We start from the raw sequence: 16,939 nt of genomic DNA, 5'->3' as shown, positions 1-16,939 counted from the left end.
ATTATGTCTAATTTACAACGAGATCAATTTAATCAATCGCCAAAAAAAGGTTTATGGCATCAAATCGATCACCGCTTTTTTATTGGTAGATGGATTATTTTAATTTTATTGCTAATTGTTTTATTTACTTGTACTTCCTATACAGTTAAAGTTAAAACATCCAACATTTCAAATTTAAAAGCTGCTTTATCAACTACAACCACTATTTATGATTACAAGGGAAAAGAAGCAGGTTCACTGTACTCACAAAAGGGTACTTATGTAAAATATAACAAAATTTCTCCTAATATCAAGAATGCTGTGATTGCTACTGAGGATAGAACTTTTTGGACTAATCCAGGTTTTAGCGTCAAGGGTATGGCTAGGGCTGCGGTAGGATTCGTGATTCACCATGGACAGATTACCGGTGGTGGATCTACTTTGACTCAGCAACTAGCAAAAAATTCAATCTTGACCCAAGAACAGACTTTTTCAAGAAAATTAGAAGAATTATTTTTTGCGATTGAAATCAATCATGTCTATTCCAAAAAAGATATTTTAACGATGTATCTTAACAATGCCTACTTTGGAAATGGTGTTTGGGGCGTTGAAGATGCCAGTCAAAAATATTTTGGAAAGAGCGCTAGTGAAGTGACCATCTCAGAAGCGGCTACTTTAGCTGGTATGCTTAGAAATCCTTCTTACTATAACCCAATTGATCATATGAAGAATGCGATTTCTAGAAGAAATCTAATTTTGAATTTGATGGTTGAAACTAAGAAGATTTCAGCTAGCCAAGCTAAACAAGCACAATCAACCGGCCTTGTTTTACGCGATACTTATAACAGTAAAGATGGCTATCGTTATCCATATTTCTTCGATGCTGTAATTGACGAAGCAATCAATCGTTACGGCCTAAAAGAAGAAGATGTTATGAACAAGGGCCTGAAGATCTACACGACGCTTGATCAAAATTATCAACAGGTAATGCAGTACGACTTTACGCAAAATTGGCTCTTCCCTGCCGATGCTGCTGATGGTACTAAAGTTCAAGGTGCCAGTGTAGCGATGGACCCAACAACTGGTGCAGTTAGAGCGATTGTGGGCGGACGAGGAGAACATGTTTTTCGTGGCTATAACCGCGCTATACAAATGCGCCGCCAGCCTGGTTCAACTATGAAGCCACTTGCCGTTTACACTCCAGCACTTCAAGCAGGCTATCATTATGATTCTGCTTTATCGAATAAGTTGCAGAAGTTTGGCAAAAATGGCTATGAACCTCATAACGTTGATAATTCCTATTCAAACACGATTCCAATGTACCAAGCACTGGCTTTGAGTAAAAATGTTCCTGCTGTTTGGCTACTAGATAAGATTGGCATCAATAAGGGTGTTCAATCTGTTAAAAACTTTGGCATCAATGTATCCAAAAAAGATCAAAACCTAGCCTTAGCTCTAGGTGGCGTTTCAACTGGTGTTTCTCCTTTGCAAATGGCTAGAGCTTACTCAGCTTTTGCAAATAAGGGAAATCTACCTAATAGTTCATATTTCATTACCAAGATTACTGATGCATCAGGCAAAGTCCTAGCCGAAAACAAGAATACTGGCAGTCATCGAATTATTTCAGAAGAAATTGCTGATGAAATGACTTCAATGCTTTTAGGCGTCTTCACTAGCGGAACCGCCCAATCTGCTCAGCCAAGTGGCTATCAAGTTGCCGGAAAGACCGGCTCAACTGAAGTATCTTATGGCTTTGGTACCAAGGATCAATGGATTGTCGGCTACACCCCGGACGTAGTTGTTTCAACTTGGGTTGGCTTTGATCGGACTAATGCTCAGCACTATATGAAGGGAATTTCTGAAACGGGAATAACCAGCCTATATAAAGCAGAAATGGAAGCAATTCTCCCTTATACCAAGAGAACGCAATTTTCAGAAAAGGCTGCTGGGCAATTGATCAAGCAAAATGGTTCAGATTCAGACTGGACTAATGGACTGGGAGAAAAAATCCAAAAAGGCATTAAAGATGCGGGCGAAAAGTTAAGTAAATGGTATAATGATAGTGTTAAAGGCCTTTTTGGCAACTAATCAAAGAAAGGATACCCCCGATGGTAAATATTTACGATACAGCTAATCAATTAGCAAAAGATTTAAAGGAAACACAGGAGTATTTGGATTTAGCAAAGGCTGTTAAGGCTATTGAAGAAGATCCAACTAGCAAGGACCTTTTCAAGAGAATGGACGAAGTTCAAGCTAAGTTAATGCGTGCTCAACAAATGGGTCAAGAAATCACTGATCAAGATGCTGAAGAATATGGCAAGCTTGCTCACGAAGCTCAAAGCAACGCAAACATTACTAACTTATTTGAAGCTGAACAAAAAGTTCACGGTATGTTGGATGAAATTCAACGTATTTACTCAGCTCAATTGAATGATTTGTACGAAAACATCAGAAACAAGGATTTGTATAAGGATTTAATTTAGAAAATGAAATTTATTCATTTTGCTGATGCGCATTTAGATAGCCCATTTCGTGGGCTATCTTTTTTGCCATCTACAGTATTTGATCAAATTTATCGTGCTAGCGATGAATCGTTAAAAAGAATTGTTGATTTAGCACTTAAAGAGCAAGTTGATCTGGTTTTGATAGCTGGAGATACTTTCGATAGCGATCATCCTAGCCCAAGAAGTCAACTATTTTTTAGCCAGCAAATTAAAAGGCTCACTGATCAGGAAATTCAAGTAGTCATGATTTTCGGCAATCATGATCATATGGCAGCTAGCAATTTGCTAGTTGCACCAAACAAGTATTTTAAATTGCTGGGCGATGGACAAAAGATTGAACAGATAACTTTTACTACTCGAAATAATTTCAATTATGACGTAGTAGGTTTTTCTTATCTGAATAATCATATTGTTGATGATTTGGTTAAAGATTTTCCTAAAAAAGGACCCAACTATACTTTTGGTTTAATGCATGCGCAAGAAAAGGAATCCAGGACTGAGAAAAATGTCTATGCGCCATATAAGCTCGATGAAATTATCGATTTGAATTATGACTATTTTGCCTTGGGACATATTCACGCTAGAAGAGTGCTTAGTCAAAAGCCTTGGATTGTCTACTCAGGAAATATTCAAGGCCGACACATCAACGAATTGGGGGTTAAGGGATGCTATTTAGGAACAATTGACGAAAGTACTAAAGAAACAAAGCTCCAATTCTATCAGACTGGTCCGATTGTTTGGAAGCAGGTAGTCCTTCCTCTTACTAAAGCGATCAATAAAAGTGAATTGAGAGAGCAAGTTTTGCAAGCTTTGGCGCAGGTAAAAGAAACTACTTACTTTAGTTTGAAACTTACGGGAGCACAGTTTTTAACTGATGAAGAGATTGAATTAGTTGAAGACAATACGTTTTGGCAAAGTATTTCGCAAGCATTGCCATATATGTCGCAATTAGTTGATGTCAGACTAGAAACAGAGGATTTGATTAATTTAAATCAGGCCAGCCAGCAATATTTCGATCAGGCAGAAGCTGAAATTTTTGCTTCTGATCAGTTAGCTAAGATAATAAAAGACTGGAGCCATAAGGCACCGATAACGGAAAATCTGGCTCAGAATCCACAATTTTTGGATGAGGTTATGGCTTTGACTAAGGTTAAACTAGCCAATAAGTTGAAAGGAATTGAAGATGAGACTGAAAAAAATTAAAATCGTTAATTTTGGTAAATTTTCAAATCAAACTTTTGACTTAGCAGACAAGAATATTGATATTTTTTTCGGAGAAAATGAAGCTGGTAAAAGTACCTTAGTTGCTTTTATTAAGCAAGTTTTGTTTGGTTTTTATTTGAAAAATATTGCCTCAAGCTTTTTTGAAAATTATATCCCGCTAGCTAATGTTTCTCCTATGGGCGGATCACTAATTTTTGAGGATGAAGCTGGCAATACTTTTGAATTAGAAAGACTCTATGCCAAGGGAAATAAGAGCAAAAAGGGCAATTTAACCGTTAAGAAAAATGACGAGCGTGTACCTGTGGAAACTTTCTTTGATCAAATTCAAAATATCAATGGCAATTTTTATGCCGATAGTTTTATTTTTAATCAAGAAACTATGAGACAGATTCTTGGCTTAAGTCAGGCTGATTTATTAGAGCGAATTTACTTTTTGGGGATGCCTCAGAGCAATCGTTTGCTTGAATTAAGGGATCTATTTGATAAGCAAGCCAAGGATCAATTCAAAAAAACGGGTAAAAAACCGATCGTTAATCAACTTTTGGCTAAAGTCGATGAGGATCAAGCAACTCTGGCAGATAAACAAGTAGAATTTACCAATTATCAAGAAAATCAAACTAAGCTAGTTGAACAGCAAAATCAATTAAAGCAGCTAAGAACTAAAGCTACTAGTTTGCAACAGCAAATTGAGGATTTAACAAAGCTTGAGCAGCAATTAGAAAATTATCGCCAATTGAAAGAATTGAAAAAGCAAGAGCAAGTGATTGCTTTTGACCATGAGAATTATCAAAAGGGGCAAAATCTTGAAGCTGAAATTAAATCATTGGAATTGAATCAAGCTGCCAGCCAGCAAGATTTAAAGCAAATTGACTTGCTTGATGTGGAATTTGTTAACAGTGCCAAGAGCTATGTGCAAAAAAGACCAGAGCTTTTACATTGGCAGAGTCAGAGACATTTTCTAGAACAAAAAGATAAGCAACTGGAACAAAATTTACAGGGACAATTAAATTTCAATCCAGCTTTAGAAAAAATGGCTAATTACACCCAGGCTGACTTTGAACAAATGAAACAGGATCTGCCAGAAGTTATTCCAGCTAGCAACAATAAAAATGGTCAAATGCTTTTGTATGGATCAATTGCATTAGCCGTAGTGTTAGGAATTTTGCTTAAGCTGGTGGGTTTAGGAATTGGTTTAGTCTTGATTGCCGCAGCCTTTATTTATTGGAAAAATCAGCAACTTGCTATTGATAAACAGCAAAAGCTTCAAGCCCAAAAGCTAGCTAACTTCAAGAGCAAGTATGGCATAGAAGTGGCTGATTTGGATCTTGGTCAATTGCAGTTGCAAGTTAGTCAATATCAGGCAAAACTTCAAGAGCGAGTAGATAATCAAGCAGAACTTGATTTGATTGACCAAAATGTTGATCATTTTGCTGGTGACTTAGCAATTTTACTAGATCAGCAGCTTTCAAGCGATATTGAAGCTCTTTTAGCGATCTTAGATTCATTAGCTAAAAAGTTGGCTGAGAATCAATATCAACAAGAGCGACAAGAATCTTTGAATAATACTATGAAGATTACAGCTCAAAAGTTGAAAGAACTAAAATTGCAGCTAGATGTAATCTTTGCTCATGACCAGGTGGCTAGCTTTGAAGATTATAAGGCAAGATATCAAGCCTACTTAGATCAAACAGCCCTCAAAGCCAAAATTTCAGCCTTAAGCGAGGTTTTAGCAGATGATCTAGATAAACTTGATACCTACCAAGAAGCAGACCTTAAGGCTGAAGTTGAGAAGCTTGAAGCAGAAAAAAGGCAGCTAGAAGAAGAAATAAATCTTGCTCAGACCGCTGTAGCGCAAATTGAAGTGAAGCAAGAAAATATTGCAAATTCAAAAGATATTTTCTTATCTAAACAAAATTTAGCCAATAGTCAAAGTGAGCTTGCCCAAGCCAGCCAAGAATACTTAGCTAATTTGCTGGCTGCGCGGTTAATTGATCGCGCACTAGAATTAGCTTCAAATGAGCGTTTTCCAAAAATGCTTCAATCAGCCAAAGAGTACTTCAAAATTTTAACTGGCGAACGATATCTAGATATTCTATTCAAAAATAAGTTAGAAGTTGTTCGCTGCGATGGAAAGAAAGTAAAAGTAGAATTTTTATCTAGAGCAACGGCTGAACAATTATATTTTGCTGTTAAACTTGCTTTTATTGAGCAAATTGCTGATAAAATAAACTTACCAATCTTAATTGACGATTCTTTTGTAAATTTTGATGATCGGAGAATCGGCTACATTGAAAAATTGCTAAAGAAAATAAGTAAACACAATCAAGTATTGATATTTACTGCTCAACGGAAGTTAACCAGACAGCTTGATTTGGAAACTGTGATCTTAATGAAAGGATCAACCAATGTTTAAACATCTTGCAGATTATAATGAAGGCGAAGAAATCAATACAGTTGCTAAGATAACGAGTTCTCAGCTTCGACTTTCTCAAAGCAATAATAATCCCTTTTTGATAGTTCAACTTGCTGACTCTTCCGGCGAAATCAAGGGGATTTATTGGCGCGCTGAAGCTGGCGATGATAATGTTTTTAGCGCTGGAACAATTGTGGAAATCGACGGAAGAAGAACAGTTTATCAAGGCCAAGCTCAAATTAGAATTTATTCAATGAGAGTAGTCACCGAAAAGGATGGCTATGATTTGAGTGAATTTGTGAAGCAGGCCCCTGAAAAGAGCGACTCAATTGAAGAAGAGATTAACAGTTATGTTTTTGAAATCTTGAATCCAACTTGGAATCGAATTGTCCGCTATTTATTGAAAAAATGGAAGGACAATTTCTTCAGTTTTCCAGCTGGCAAAAGCAATCACCATGCTGTTCAAGGCGGACTGGCATATCACACCGTTTCGATGCTTCGCTTAGCTAAAGCCATTGTCAATTGCTATCCTCAAGTTGATAAGTCGCTATTATATGCTGGTTGCATTTTACACGACATGGGCAAGGTGATCGAACTATCTGGACCAGTTGCCACCCAATATACCGTTGAAGGAAATATGATTGGTCATTTGGTTTTGATCGATGAACAAATTTTCTTGGCAGCTAATGAATTAAAGTTAGATACTAAGTCTGAAGATCTACTCCTTTTGAGACATATGGTTTTAGCACATCATGGCAAATTTGAGTATGGCTCTCCAAAATTGCCCCAGCTACTAGAAGCTGAAATTTTGCACCAAATTGATGACTTTGATGCAGGCGTTTATGCCATTACCAATGCTTTGCAACATACCAAGCCAGGAACTTATACGGATGCAATTAAAAGCAGGGATGGAAGAAGATTCTATCGTCCAACTAAAGATGAAGCTTTGGATCAAGCAAAATTATTAGAATAACAAAAAATGATCAGGAATCGAAAAAAATTCCTGATCATTTTTATTGTCTACAAGTTGTCGTCAATTATTACTTGTTGCTTGAAGATGAAGTAGTTGAAATGTATGAAGACAATACGTTCTTAAGATCGCTGTCCTTGATAGATACATTAGCCTTCTTCAAAACTGAAGCGATAACTGATCTCATTGTTTCTTGATCTTGAGCCATAGTAGCGTAAATGTGCTTGTCAATAGTGCTCTTGTGAGAAGCAAAGCTACCCTTAGCTGGGTGGTTGATCATCTTGATGATTTCATAACCAGATTGGGTCTTAACAGGAGTAGAAGTAGTTTCGCCAGTCTTAAGCTTGAATGCTGCAGTCATGAAAGTTGAATCTAAGCTAGTGTCGTATGAGTCAAAGGCTGCTAACTTACCAGCTTTGTTCTTAGTAGCAGTATCAAGAGAGTACTTCTTAGCTAATGAAGCAAAGCTCTTGCCGCTCTTCAATTGCTTGATGATTGATTCAGCAGTAGATTTCTTAGATACTAAAATGTGTTGAACAGTAACCTTAGGTTGATAGCTCTTCCAAGCTTTTTGTTCTTGCTTCTTAGAAATCTTCTTGACATCCTTCAAAGCGGCTTCTGAAAGCAAACTAGTCTTCAAGTTTTGCTTAAAACTTGAAGCAGTTAAGCCGTTTTGTTGCAAGATTGAGCTAAATTGTGAACCGTATTGCTTCTTGTAGCTGTTGTAAAGCTTATCAACCTTCTTAGATGAAACTTTACTACCGTATTGTTCTTCCAAAGCACGGTTAATAATCATGTTAGCCAAAGTAGATTGACCTGATTGAGACTTCTTCATCTCATTGTAGTATTCTTCTTGAGTGATCTTTCCACCCTTGTATGATGCAACTGTAGCGTTGTTGCTCTTAGAACATGCTGCTGTTGATAATGCGATACCTGCTACAGCAATAACTGCTGCTGCTTTCTTCCAATAATTCTTCATAGAAATAAAATCTCCACATCCTTATCTATAATAACTGACAATTAATATAACACAATTTTGCCCATAATAATTTTAAAAATGCTATATTCACAAAAAAATTACATTTTATTCGAAATTTTGTTGCATTTTTTGTTCTAGATTGTCAGCAGCTTTTTCAAGTTCTTCAATCGTGCGACTGCTTTGATCTTGATAATGACGAATATCGTCGCCGATTTCATCAATTGCCTTACTTGCGTCAGGCAAATTCTTTTCTAAATCAGCTAGGGCGCTTTTAGCAGAATCGACGCCGCTTGATAAATCTTGAAAATCATCTTTAAGACCATCGAATTCTGCCTTCAAAGGAGCGCCAACTCTAGAGCCGTCTTCATTTTTCAAAAATGATGCTAGTAGTCCAGCACCGGCTCCTAAAATCAATCCTAAAGTAAATTTTTTCATAATCTAACTCCTAAAATTGAGCCTTAATTTTGTCTGCAACAGCTTGATACTTTGCTTCGTCGTATTGATCAGCGTTATTTCTAGAAATAATCTTAAGACCATCTCCTTCAAAGCGAGGTACAAAGTGAATGTGTGAGTGCATTACCATTTGTCCGGCAACTTTTCCGTTATTGGTTAAAATGTTCATTCCATCAACTTCAGGGAAAGCCTTTTGAATTGCTCGAGCAATTTCAGGTAAATATTGCAAATATTTTTGAGCATCTTCGCTAGTGTAGTCAAATAGATTTTCAAGGTGTTTCTTTGGTACCATCAAAGTGTGGCCAGGATTTGCTTGAGAGATGTCAAGAAATGCTAAAACATCTTCATTTTCAAAAACCTTGTAGCTAGGGATTTCTCCACGAATGATCTTGCAGAATAAACAATCATCGATTAAGTTTTCCATATTTTGAACCTCTATTCTTCTAAATAAAACTAATCTTTAAATATATGCTACCATGGAAAAGGCCTAAGAATGTAGCTAAAAAGCAAATTTTATGTAATGATTAACTTTAGAACATTTGTTTTCTACAATTGCAATCAGCTTGTTATAATCTTTAATATAAATTTTTTGCATAGGAAGAAAAATATTTATGACATTAAAAATTGAACATTTAACTGGAGGATATACCGGAATTCCAGTAATTAAAGACATTAACTTAGAAATTAAACCAGGACAGGCGCTGGGACTAATTGGTTTGAATGGAGCAGGTAAGTCTACTACAATCAAGCACATTTTGGGTTTGCTCAGACCGCAAAAAGGATCAATTAGTCTCAATGGAGTTTCTTTAAGTACGCAGGCGAGAAAATTCAAGAAACAAGTAGCTTACATTCCAGAAACGCCAGTGCTATATCCAGAATTAAGCTTAAAAGAACATATTGATATGACCATATTGAGCTATGAACTGGATGCAGATCAAGCTTGGAAGAGAGCACATGAATTGTTGAAGCTCTTTAGGCTAGATGATAAGTTAGATTGGCTTCCAATTCACTTTTCTAAAGGGATGAAGCAAAAGGTGATGATTGTGACGGCATTTTTGGCTGATACGCAATTATTAGTTATTGATGAACCTTTTACCGGATTAGATCCTTTAGCAGTAGCTAATTTAATTGATTTGATCAAACAAGTAATCGCCCAGGATAAAATGGTCTTGATGACCACTCACGTTTTGGCAGATGCCCAACAGGCGATTTCAACTTATGCAGTTTTGAACAATGGAACGATTGAAATTGTTGGTAGTTTGGCAGAGATTCGAGACTTCTATGGTTTAAAGGCTGACGACCCATTTGATAAGTTATATCTGACTTTGAATAAGGTGACTGGCCATGAATAAGTTAGCAAAACAACGCTTATCGCAAAACTTTAAACGCAGTCTCAAATATTTGACGCTGGTTTTCAATGACTTCTTCATCTTGGCCCTGATTTTTCTATTTGGAGCTTTGATGTTTTGGTATGCCAAAACTCTTAAAACAATGCCCAACAATTTATGGTTTTATAAGCCACTAACGGCATTTGTCTTGTGGTTGCCATTTTTAGCAGGAAGATTGGTTACTTTGTTTAAAGCGGCTGATTTACAGTTTTTATTCAGTCAAGATGGCGAAGCTATCGAACAATATCTAAAGCCAATGATTTCATATAGCATGATTTTGCCGACAATTTTGATCGTGTTAATGGGAGGAATTTTATATCCTTTTGCAATCTTGAAGGCCGATCTGTCACTTTGGCAATATTTGGCAATGCCGGTTAGTTTGATTCTTTATAAGTATGCTCAGTTATTGCACGAAAAAGTTGGTTTGAATTTTGAAAAAACTTATTCAAGCTCAATATTTAACGCTATAATTTTGGCCTTGATGTTGCTAGAAGTGTATTTTATGCCTTCAGCATTAGTGGCGGTAGGCTTAATCGCTTTAGGAGCAAGCAAAAAAATAACCACTTTTGACTGGAATTTAGCCATCGAAAATGAAAGAGTGCGCAAAGACCGCATTTATTCGCTCTTTAGCATGTTTACCGACGTTGAAGAAAAGCAAGTTGTCATCAAGCGTCGCAAGTATCTAGACTTTTTATTGCCAAAGACTTTCGCGCGCGATACGCCTAATAGTTTTATTTATCGCCGTTCATTGCTTAGAAATCCAGAGTACTTGAATTTGCTAGTAAGAATGACGATTTTTGCAGTGCTAGTATCTTGGCTAACTGCTAATTGGCGCTGGGCTTGTGGACTTTCTTGCTTGATTGTCTTTTTGACAGCTTATCAGTTATTGCCACTAGCAAAAGAATTTGATAATAATATTATGTATCGAATTGCGCCGATCGATTATTCAACTAAGGGAAATGATTTGGTTAAAGTTTTGGACTCGGTCTTGCTATTGCAATGGTTATGCATTAGTATTTCCTGGTTATTGATTTTGCCAATCAATTTCGACTTGTTAATTGCAAGCAGCACCTTGTTAGTTATGTGCTTTTTGCTAGGCCACTTCTATTTACCAAATAAAATTAAAGGTTAGGAAAAGAAATGAGATTAAGAAATAAGCCTTGGGCAGTTAAGTTAGTTAATGAACATCCTGAAAGCGTAATTCAGGATCCAAATCCAGAAGTTAAAATTGACTGGGAAAGTCGCTTTGAAGACTTTTCTCGTCCATTAGAAATCGAAGTTGGTTCAGGTAAGGGTAAATTTATTACCACATTAGCTGAACGATATCCCGAAAAGAACTTTATTGCCTTAGAGTTACAAACTACGGCTGCGGGAATCATTTTAAGAACGAAGCTTGAAAAGAATTTAACTAATTTGCAAATTATGCGTGCAGATGCTGCTGATATTGATAGCTTCTTTGCGGAAAATAGTGCTGACAAAATTTATCTAAACTTTAGTGATCCATGGCCTAAGTCACGTCACGAAAAGAGAAGATTGACTTACAAGAGTTTTTTAGCAAAATATCAATATGTCTTGAAAGATATAGGTCATTTGGAATTTAAGACTGACAATTCAGGTTTGTTTGCTTACTCTTTGCAAAGCTTAAACAACTATGGCATGAACTTTGATTTCGTCAGTGTTGATTTGCACCATGAAGCAAATGAAATTTTGGATCATAATATTGAAACTGAATATGAACATAAATTTGCTTCAAAGGACAACCCAATTTATGCTTTGCATGCAACTTTTAAAACAAAAAACTTGTAAAAAATTTTTTATGATTTATAATACTTATTAAAAGTAAGTAATATGAATGACGGGGTGAAATTATGGAACAAATCAAGAAATTAACTTCTGAACAATTGACTGATTTAACCAAGGAAGGCAGAACTGTCTTAGAATTTACTGCAGATTGGTGCCCAGATTGCCGCTTTTTAAAGCCATTTATGCCAGCAATTGAAGCTGACTTTGCAGATGCCAAGTTCTACGAAATTGATCGCGATGAATCAATGGATCTTGCTAAAGAAATGATGATTATGGGAATTCCTTCTTTTGTTGTCTACCAAGATGGCCAAGAAATTGGTAGACTAGTAAATAAGGATCGTAAAACTAAGCAAGAAGTTGAAGACTTTTTACGATCACTTGACTAGTTAAGAAGGGAATTTTTAGATGATTACTAGCATAAATAAAGTAGCATATCCTAATACTTTGATCGTAATCTTGGGTGAAGACGACGGTAGAAGCAACTTTGAAGAAAAAACTGATGTAACTAGAGTTACTGATTCTCAAGGCAAGGTAATTGGTTTTAATTTCTTTAACGTAGATCAATTGCTTGACTATGACAAGTTGCCAAATGGCCAAGTTAAGCTTAGCGACGAAGAAGTTGCTGCACTTAACAAAAAACTTGCAGAAGTAGGCTTTGGAGATCAACTTGCTTACGGCAAGCCAACTTTGGTTTATGGCTATGTTAAGACTTGTGAAGCTCATCCTGACTCAGATCACCTTCACGTAACTACAGTTGAAGTTGGCGAAAATGAAGAACATCAAATCGTTTGTGGTGCGCCAAATATTGCTCAAGGCCAAAAAGTTGTTGTAGCACTTCCAGGCACTTTGATGCCTAATGGTGCACAAATTTGGCCAGGTGAACTACGCGGAGTAGCTTCATACGGTATGATCTGTTCAGCTCGCGAACTTGGTTTAGCTCACGCTCCTCAAAAGCGCGGTATCATGGTTGTACCTGATACATTTGAAGTTGGAGCAGAATTTGAACCAACTAAATGTGATGAATTGCTTGCCAACGGTACCATCACTTTATAGATTAAAAAACTCCCCTGAGGGAGTTTTTTTATTTTCAATAAATGATAAAATTAGAAACGAAATATTTTGACGCGTAGTTTGGAGACTTTTAAAAATGTTAGATAAAACAAAAGAAATTTGGTTTATTGGAATTAAAGGTACAGGAATGGCTTCATTGGCCTTGGTTTTACACGACTTAGGCTACACGGTAGCAGGTAGTGACATCGAAAAATTCACTTTCACCCAAGTTCCACTAGAAAAAAATGGCATCCCAGTCAAGGATTTCTCAGCTGATAATATTAAGCCAGGTCAAGTTGTAGTTAAGGGAAATGCCTTTAAAGAAGACAATATTGAAGTTAAGGCTTGCTTAGATAAGGGCATTGAATGGCAATCTTATCCTGACACAGTTCAAGAAATAATTGCTATGCATACTTCAATTGGCGTTTCTGGTACTCATGGCAAGACTTCAACTACTGGCTTGCTTGCCAAAGTGATGACAGAAGCTGCTCCAACCTCATACTTAATTGGTGATGGTACAGGTAAAGGAATTGCGGATTCAAGATTCTTTGTTTATGAAGCAGATGAATACCGTCGTCATTTCTTAGCCTACCACCCAGACTATCAAATTATGACCAACATCGACTTTGATCACCCAGATTATTTCAAGGATCAAGCCGACTACACATCTGCTTTTCAAGTTGCTGCTGAACAAACCAAGAAGGCTTTGTTTGTTTGGGGAGACGATCCAAGATTGCAAACAATCGAAGCCAAGATTCCTAAATACACTTACGGCTTCAAGGATAGCGATGATTTCCAAGCGGTTAATATTGAGCGCAGCACTCAAGGATCAAGCTTCAATGTTTTAGCTCATGGTCAAGATTTAGGCCGATTTGAAATTCACCTATTTGGCGATCATAACATTTTGAACGCTACAGCAGTTATTGCAGTAGCCTATACTGAAAAAGTACCGATGGAAGATATCAAGAAGGGACTATTATCTTACCAAGGAGCTAAGCGTCGCTTTAGTCAAAAGAATTTCGGCGATATCGATATTGTTGATGACTATGCTCACCATCCAACTGAAATGAGAGCTACAATTCAAGCAGCTCGTCAAAAGTATCCAAATAAGAAGTTGGTTGTTGTATTCCAACCACACACTTACTCAAGAACCAAGAAATATCAAAAGGATTTCGAAGAAATCTTGAGTGGAGTTGATAAGGCCTACATTACGCCAATTTATGCTTCAGCTAGAGAAGCCAGTGGTGACATTTCGAGTGAAGATCTAGTAGCTAAGATTCCTGGATCAGAAATTATCGATTTGGATAATATTGCAGAATTAACTAAGCATCACGATAGTGTAATTGTCTTCATGGGTGCTGGAGATATTCCTAAGTACGAAGACGCATTTGAAAAATTGCTATAAAAGTTTGAATATCAATCTCAATCAATAAAATAATTCGTGAAAAACTGTTAAAATGAGTTAGTACCATTTTGACAGTTTTTTCTATTTTAGAAGGGAGATTATTGTGGCAGATAAAAAATTACTTTTAATTGATGGGAATTCCGTTGCCTTTAGAGCTTTTTATGCTCTTTATCGCCAACTTGATAAATTTACCAGCCCAGATGGCTTACACACTAATGCTATTTATACCTTTAAAAATATGTTTGACTCAATGCTCAAACAACTGCAACCAAGCAATATTTTGGTTGCCTTTGATGCAGGTAAAGTAACTTTTAGAACTGAAATGTTTCAAGATTACAAAGGTGGCCGTCAAAAAACACCAAATGAATTGCTTGAGCAATTGCCTTTTATTAAAGAGATGCTTGAACATTTGGGTGTTAAGAGCTACGAACTTGAAAATTATGAAGCAGACGACATTATTGGTACCCTTTCCAAAATGGGAGACGAAGCTGGATATGAAGTAGCTGTCGTTTCTGGAGATAGAGACTTGACCCAACTTGCTTCAAAGCATGTGACAGTTTATATTACCAAAAATGGCGTAGGCGAAATGGAAGCATACACCCCAGAGCACATGAAAGAAGTCAATGGCGTCACTCCAACTGAATATATCGATATGAAGGCCTTGATGGGAGATAGTTCAGATAATTACCCAGGCGTTACCAAGGTTGGCCCAAAGACAGCTTCTAATTTAATTCAACAATATGGCTCAATTGAAAACCTCTATGAGCATGTTGAAGAAATGAAAAAATCTAAGCTCAAAGAGAATTTGATTAATGATAAAGACAAGGCCTTTTTGGCTAAGAAGTTAGCCACAATCGATCGAGATTCACCAATTGCCGTTGGTCTGGAAGATACTAAGATCAATTCTGTTGATATTGCAGGCTTGCGCGAATTTTATGAGCGCCTAGGATTCAAAAAGTTTTTGGCAGAAATGTCAGTGGCAACTGATGGCAATGTAAGTAGTGAAGATATGCAAAAGTATGACTACGTTGAATTGACCAGCGACAATATTGCTCAGCTTAAGTTGGACGATTCTGAGGCTGCCTTTTACTTAGAAATGTTGGGCGACAATTATCATTTGGCACAATTTGTTGCTTTTGCGCTGAAGACTAGTGATGGAATATATGTGTCAAAGGATGTAGCTTTGCTTGAAGAATCACCCTTGAAAGAATTTTTACAAAATCCTGACATCAAAAAGAATGTCTTTGATTTGAAGCGTACATACATTGGCTTAAACCGCTTGGGCGTTCAAGCAGAAGGCATTAATTACGACATGTTGCTTGCCTCATATTTGATCAATAATGAGAACAATTCTAACGATTTAGGCGAGGTTGCTCATTTATACGACAACTATGCAGTCAAAACTGACGTTGAAGTTTATGGCAAGGGTAAAAAGCAAGCAGTGCCAGATGATGAAACTCTCTTTTCACATCTAGCAGCCAAGGTCGTTGCAATCGACAAGCTTAAGCCAGCATTGCTTGAAGAGCTAAAAGATCATGAACAAGATAGTCTTTATGATGAAATTGAAGTTCCATTAGCCTTTGTTTTGGCTAAGATGGAAATAACTGGCATGAAGGTCCTGCCTACAACTTTGATTCAGCTTGAGAATGAATTTGGCATGCAATTGTCGAAGCTTGAAGAGGAAATCTATTTAGAAGCAGGCGAGCGTTTTAATTTGAACTCTCCTAAGCAATTAGGCCATATTTTATTTGAAAAGTTGAACTTACCACCACTAAAGAAGACTAAAACTGGCTATTCAACCTCTGTTGAAGTACTTGATCAATTGCGCAGTCAAAGCAAAATTGTCGATAAGATTTTGAATTATCGTCAAATTTCTAAGATTCAATCAACTTACGTTAAGGGTCTCTTAGACGTTGTTCAAGCTGATGGACGCGTTCATACTCGGTATTTGCAGACTTTGACTGCAACCGGTAGGCTTTCATCAGTCGATCCTAATTTGCAAAATATCCCAACTAGAAGCGAAGAAGGTAAGCAAATTCGCAAGGCCTTCGTTCCTAGTCAAGAGGATGGCTATATCTTCTCTTGTGACTATTCACAAGTTGAACTTCGCGTTTTAGCCCATGTTTCTGGTGATGAGAATATGCAAGAAGCCTTTAATACTGGCTATGATATTCACGCTCATACGGCTATGAAGATTTTCCATTTAAATTCAACCGATGAAGTTACTCCAGATATGCGTAGAACTGCCAAAGCAGTTAACTTTGGTATTGTATATGGAATTTCTGATTATGGTTTATCAAAGAATATCGGCATTACCCGCAAGCAAGCTAAAGAATTTATTGATAGCTATTTTGAACAATATCCTGGAATTAGAAGCTTTATGGATCAGGCAATTAAGTCTGCTCGCGAAAAAGGCTATGCAGAAACAATTATGCACCGCCGTCGCTATTTGCCAGATATTCATGCCAAGAATTTCAATGTGCGTTCATTTGCGGAAAGAACTGCAATCAATTCGCCAATTCAAGGCTCAGCCGCTGATATTATCAAGATTGCAATGATCAATATGCAAAAGAAGCTGACTGAATTAAATCTTAAGACCAAAATGGTTTTACAGGTACACGACGAATTGATCTTTGACGTACCAAAGGATGAATTGGAAATTATTAAAAAGATTGTGCCAGAAGTGATGCAAAATGCTATTAAATTAGACGTTCCATTGATCGCTGATGCAGGTTGGGGACACAGCTGGTATGATGCAAAGTAGGTGATAA

General features: G+C 36.9%; 15 protein-coding genes. 12 read left to right on the top strand and 3 right to left on the bottom strand.

Annotated features, from left to right (window positions below; genetic code table 11):
- Positions 1–3 precede the first annotated feature (3 nt).
- Genes BN53_RS07620 through BN53_RS07600 form a run of 5 tightly spaced genes read left to right on the top strand, consistent with a single transcriptional unit; the run spans position 4 to position 7,093 of the window.
- Complete coding sequence (locus tag BN53_RS07620; protein ID WP_009560384.1) at positions 4–2,067, top strand: PBP1A family penicillin-binding protein; 2,064 nt, start codon at positions 4–6, stop codon at positions 2,065–2,067.
- 20 nt (positions 2,068–2,087) lie between these two features.
- Positions 2,088–2,462 (top strand): YlbF family regulator, encoded by a 375-nt coding sequence (locus BN53_RS07615; RefSeq protein ID WP_009560383.1) that lies wholly within the window; start codon positions 2,088–2,090, stop codon positions 2,460–2,462.
- A gap of 3 nt (positions 2,463–2,465) precedes the next feature.
- Positions 2,466–3,686, top strand: coding sequence for a metallophosphoesterase family protein (locus BN53_RS07610; RefSeq protein ID WP_009560382.1), 1,221 nt, complete (start codon positions 2,466–2,468; stop codon positions 3,684–3,686).
- Positions 3,667–6,120 (top strand): AAA family ATPase, encoded by a 2,454-nt coding sequence (locus tag BN53_RS07605; protein WP_009560381.1) that lies wholly within the window; start codon positions 3,667–3,669, stop codon positions 6,118–6,120. Before BN53_RS07610 ends, BN53_RS07605 begins: the two co-directional genes overlap by 20 nt.
- Positions 6,113–7,093 (top strand): 3'-5' exoribonuclease YhaM family protein, encoded by a 981-nt coding sequence (locus tag BN53_RS07600; protein WP_009560380.1) that lies wholly within the window; start codon positions 6,113–6,115, stop codon positions 7,091–7,093. The genes BN53_RS07605 and BN53_RS07600 overlap by 8 nt, the downstream gene beginning before the upstream one ends.
- Positions 7,094–7,160: 67 nt before the next feature.
- Here the strand turns inward: BN53_RS07600 and BN53_RS07595 are convergent, their stop codons facing one another.
- The 3 genes from BN53_RS07595 to BN53_RS07585 form a co-directional block, all read right to left on the bottom strand.
- A complete protein-coding gene (locus BN53_RS07595; RefSeq protein WP_009560379.1) occupies positions 7,161–8,069 on the bottom strand; it encodes a peptidylprolyl isomerase PrsA in 909 nt (302 codons plus the stop codon).
- A 105-nt stretch (positions 8,070–8,174) separates the two neighbouring features.
- Positions 8,175–8,504: a hypothetical protein gene (locus tag BN53_RS07590; RefSeq protein ID WP_009560378.1), complete on the bottom strand. Its 330-nt coding sequence runs from the start codon at positions 8,502–8,504 to the stop codon at positions 8,175–8,177.
- Between the two features lie 10 nt (positions 8,505–8,514).
- Positions 8,515–8,946, bottom strand: a complete 432-nt coding sequence (locus tag BN53_RS07585; protein WP_009560377.1) for an HIT family protein — start codon at positions 8,944–8,946, stop codon at positions 8,515–8,517.
- A 187-nt stretch (positions 8,947–9,133) separates the two neighbouring features.
- On the opposite strand from BN53_RS07585, the gene BN53_RS07580 reads away from it, so the two are divergent.
- The 7 genes from BN53_RS07580 (at position 9,134) to polA (ending at position 16,932) form a co-directional block, all read left to right on the top strand.
- The gene (locus BN53_RS07580) at positions 9,134–9,874 is read left to right on the top strand and encodes an ABC transporter ATP-binding protein (protein ID WP_009560376.1); all 741 of its coding nucleotides are present in this window, start codon (positions 9,134–9,136) and stop codon (positions 9,872–9,874) included.
- Complete coding sequence (locus BN53_RS07575) at positions 9,867–11,042, top strand: ABC transporter permease (protein ID WP_009560375.1); 1,176 nt, start codon at positions 9,867–9,869, stop codon at positions 11,040–11,042. Before BN53_RS07580 ends, BN53_RS07575 begins: the two co-directional genes overlap by 8 nt.
- Positions 11,043–11,050: 8 nt before the next feature.
- Positions 11,051–11,716 carry a tRNA (guanosine(46)-N7)-methyltransferase TrmB gene (trmB, locus tag BN53_RS07570; protein WP_009560374.1) on the top strand — a complete coding sequence of 222 codons (666 nt, stop codon included), beginning with the start codon at positions 11,051–11,053 and terminating at the stop codon, positions 11,714–11,716.
- A gap of 62 nt (positions 11,717–11,778) precedes the next feature.
- The gene (locus BN53_RS07565; protein ID WP_009560373.1) at positions 11,779–12,099 is read left to right on the top strand and encodes a thioredoxin family protein; all 321 of its coding nucleotides are present in this window, start codon (positions 11,779–11,781) and stop codon (positions 12,097–12,099) included.
- Between the two features lie 19 nt (positions 12,100–12,118).
- On the top strand, positions 12,119–12,766 hold the full coding sequence (gene ytpR, locus BN53_RS07560) for a YtpR family tRNA-binding protein (RefSeq protein WP_009560372.1): 648 nt from the start codon (positions 12,119–12,121) through the stop codon (positions 12,764–12,766).
- 94 nt (positions 12,767–12,860) lie between these two features.
- A complete protein-coding gene (murC, locus tag BN53_RS07555) occupies positions 12,861–14,168 on the top strand; it encodes a UDP-N-acetylmuramate--L-alanine ligase (protein ID WP_009560371.1) in 1,308 nt (435 codons plus the stop codon).
- 103 nt (positions 14,169–14,271) lie between these two features.
- Positions 14,272–16,932 carry a DNA polymerase I gene (gene polA / locus BN53_RS07550; RefSeq protein ID WP_009560370.1) on the top strand — a complete coding sequence of 887 codons (2,661 nt, stop codon included), beginning with the start codon at positions 14,272–14,274 and terminating at the stop codon, positions 16,930–16,932.
- Positions 16,933–16,939: the final 7 nt, after the last annotated feature.

The organism is Lactobacillus pasteurii DSM 23907 = CRBIP 24.76 (assembly GCF_000297025.1).
Taxonomy (GTDB): Bacteria; Bacillota; Bacilli; order Lactobacillales; family Lactobacillaceae; genus Lactobacillus; species Lactobacillus pasteurii.
This window is presented reverse-complemented; position numbering and strand designations above follow the sequence as displayed.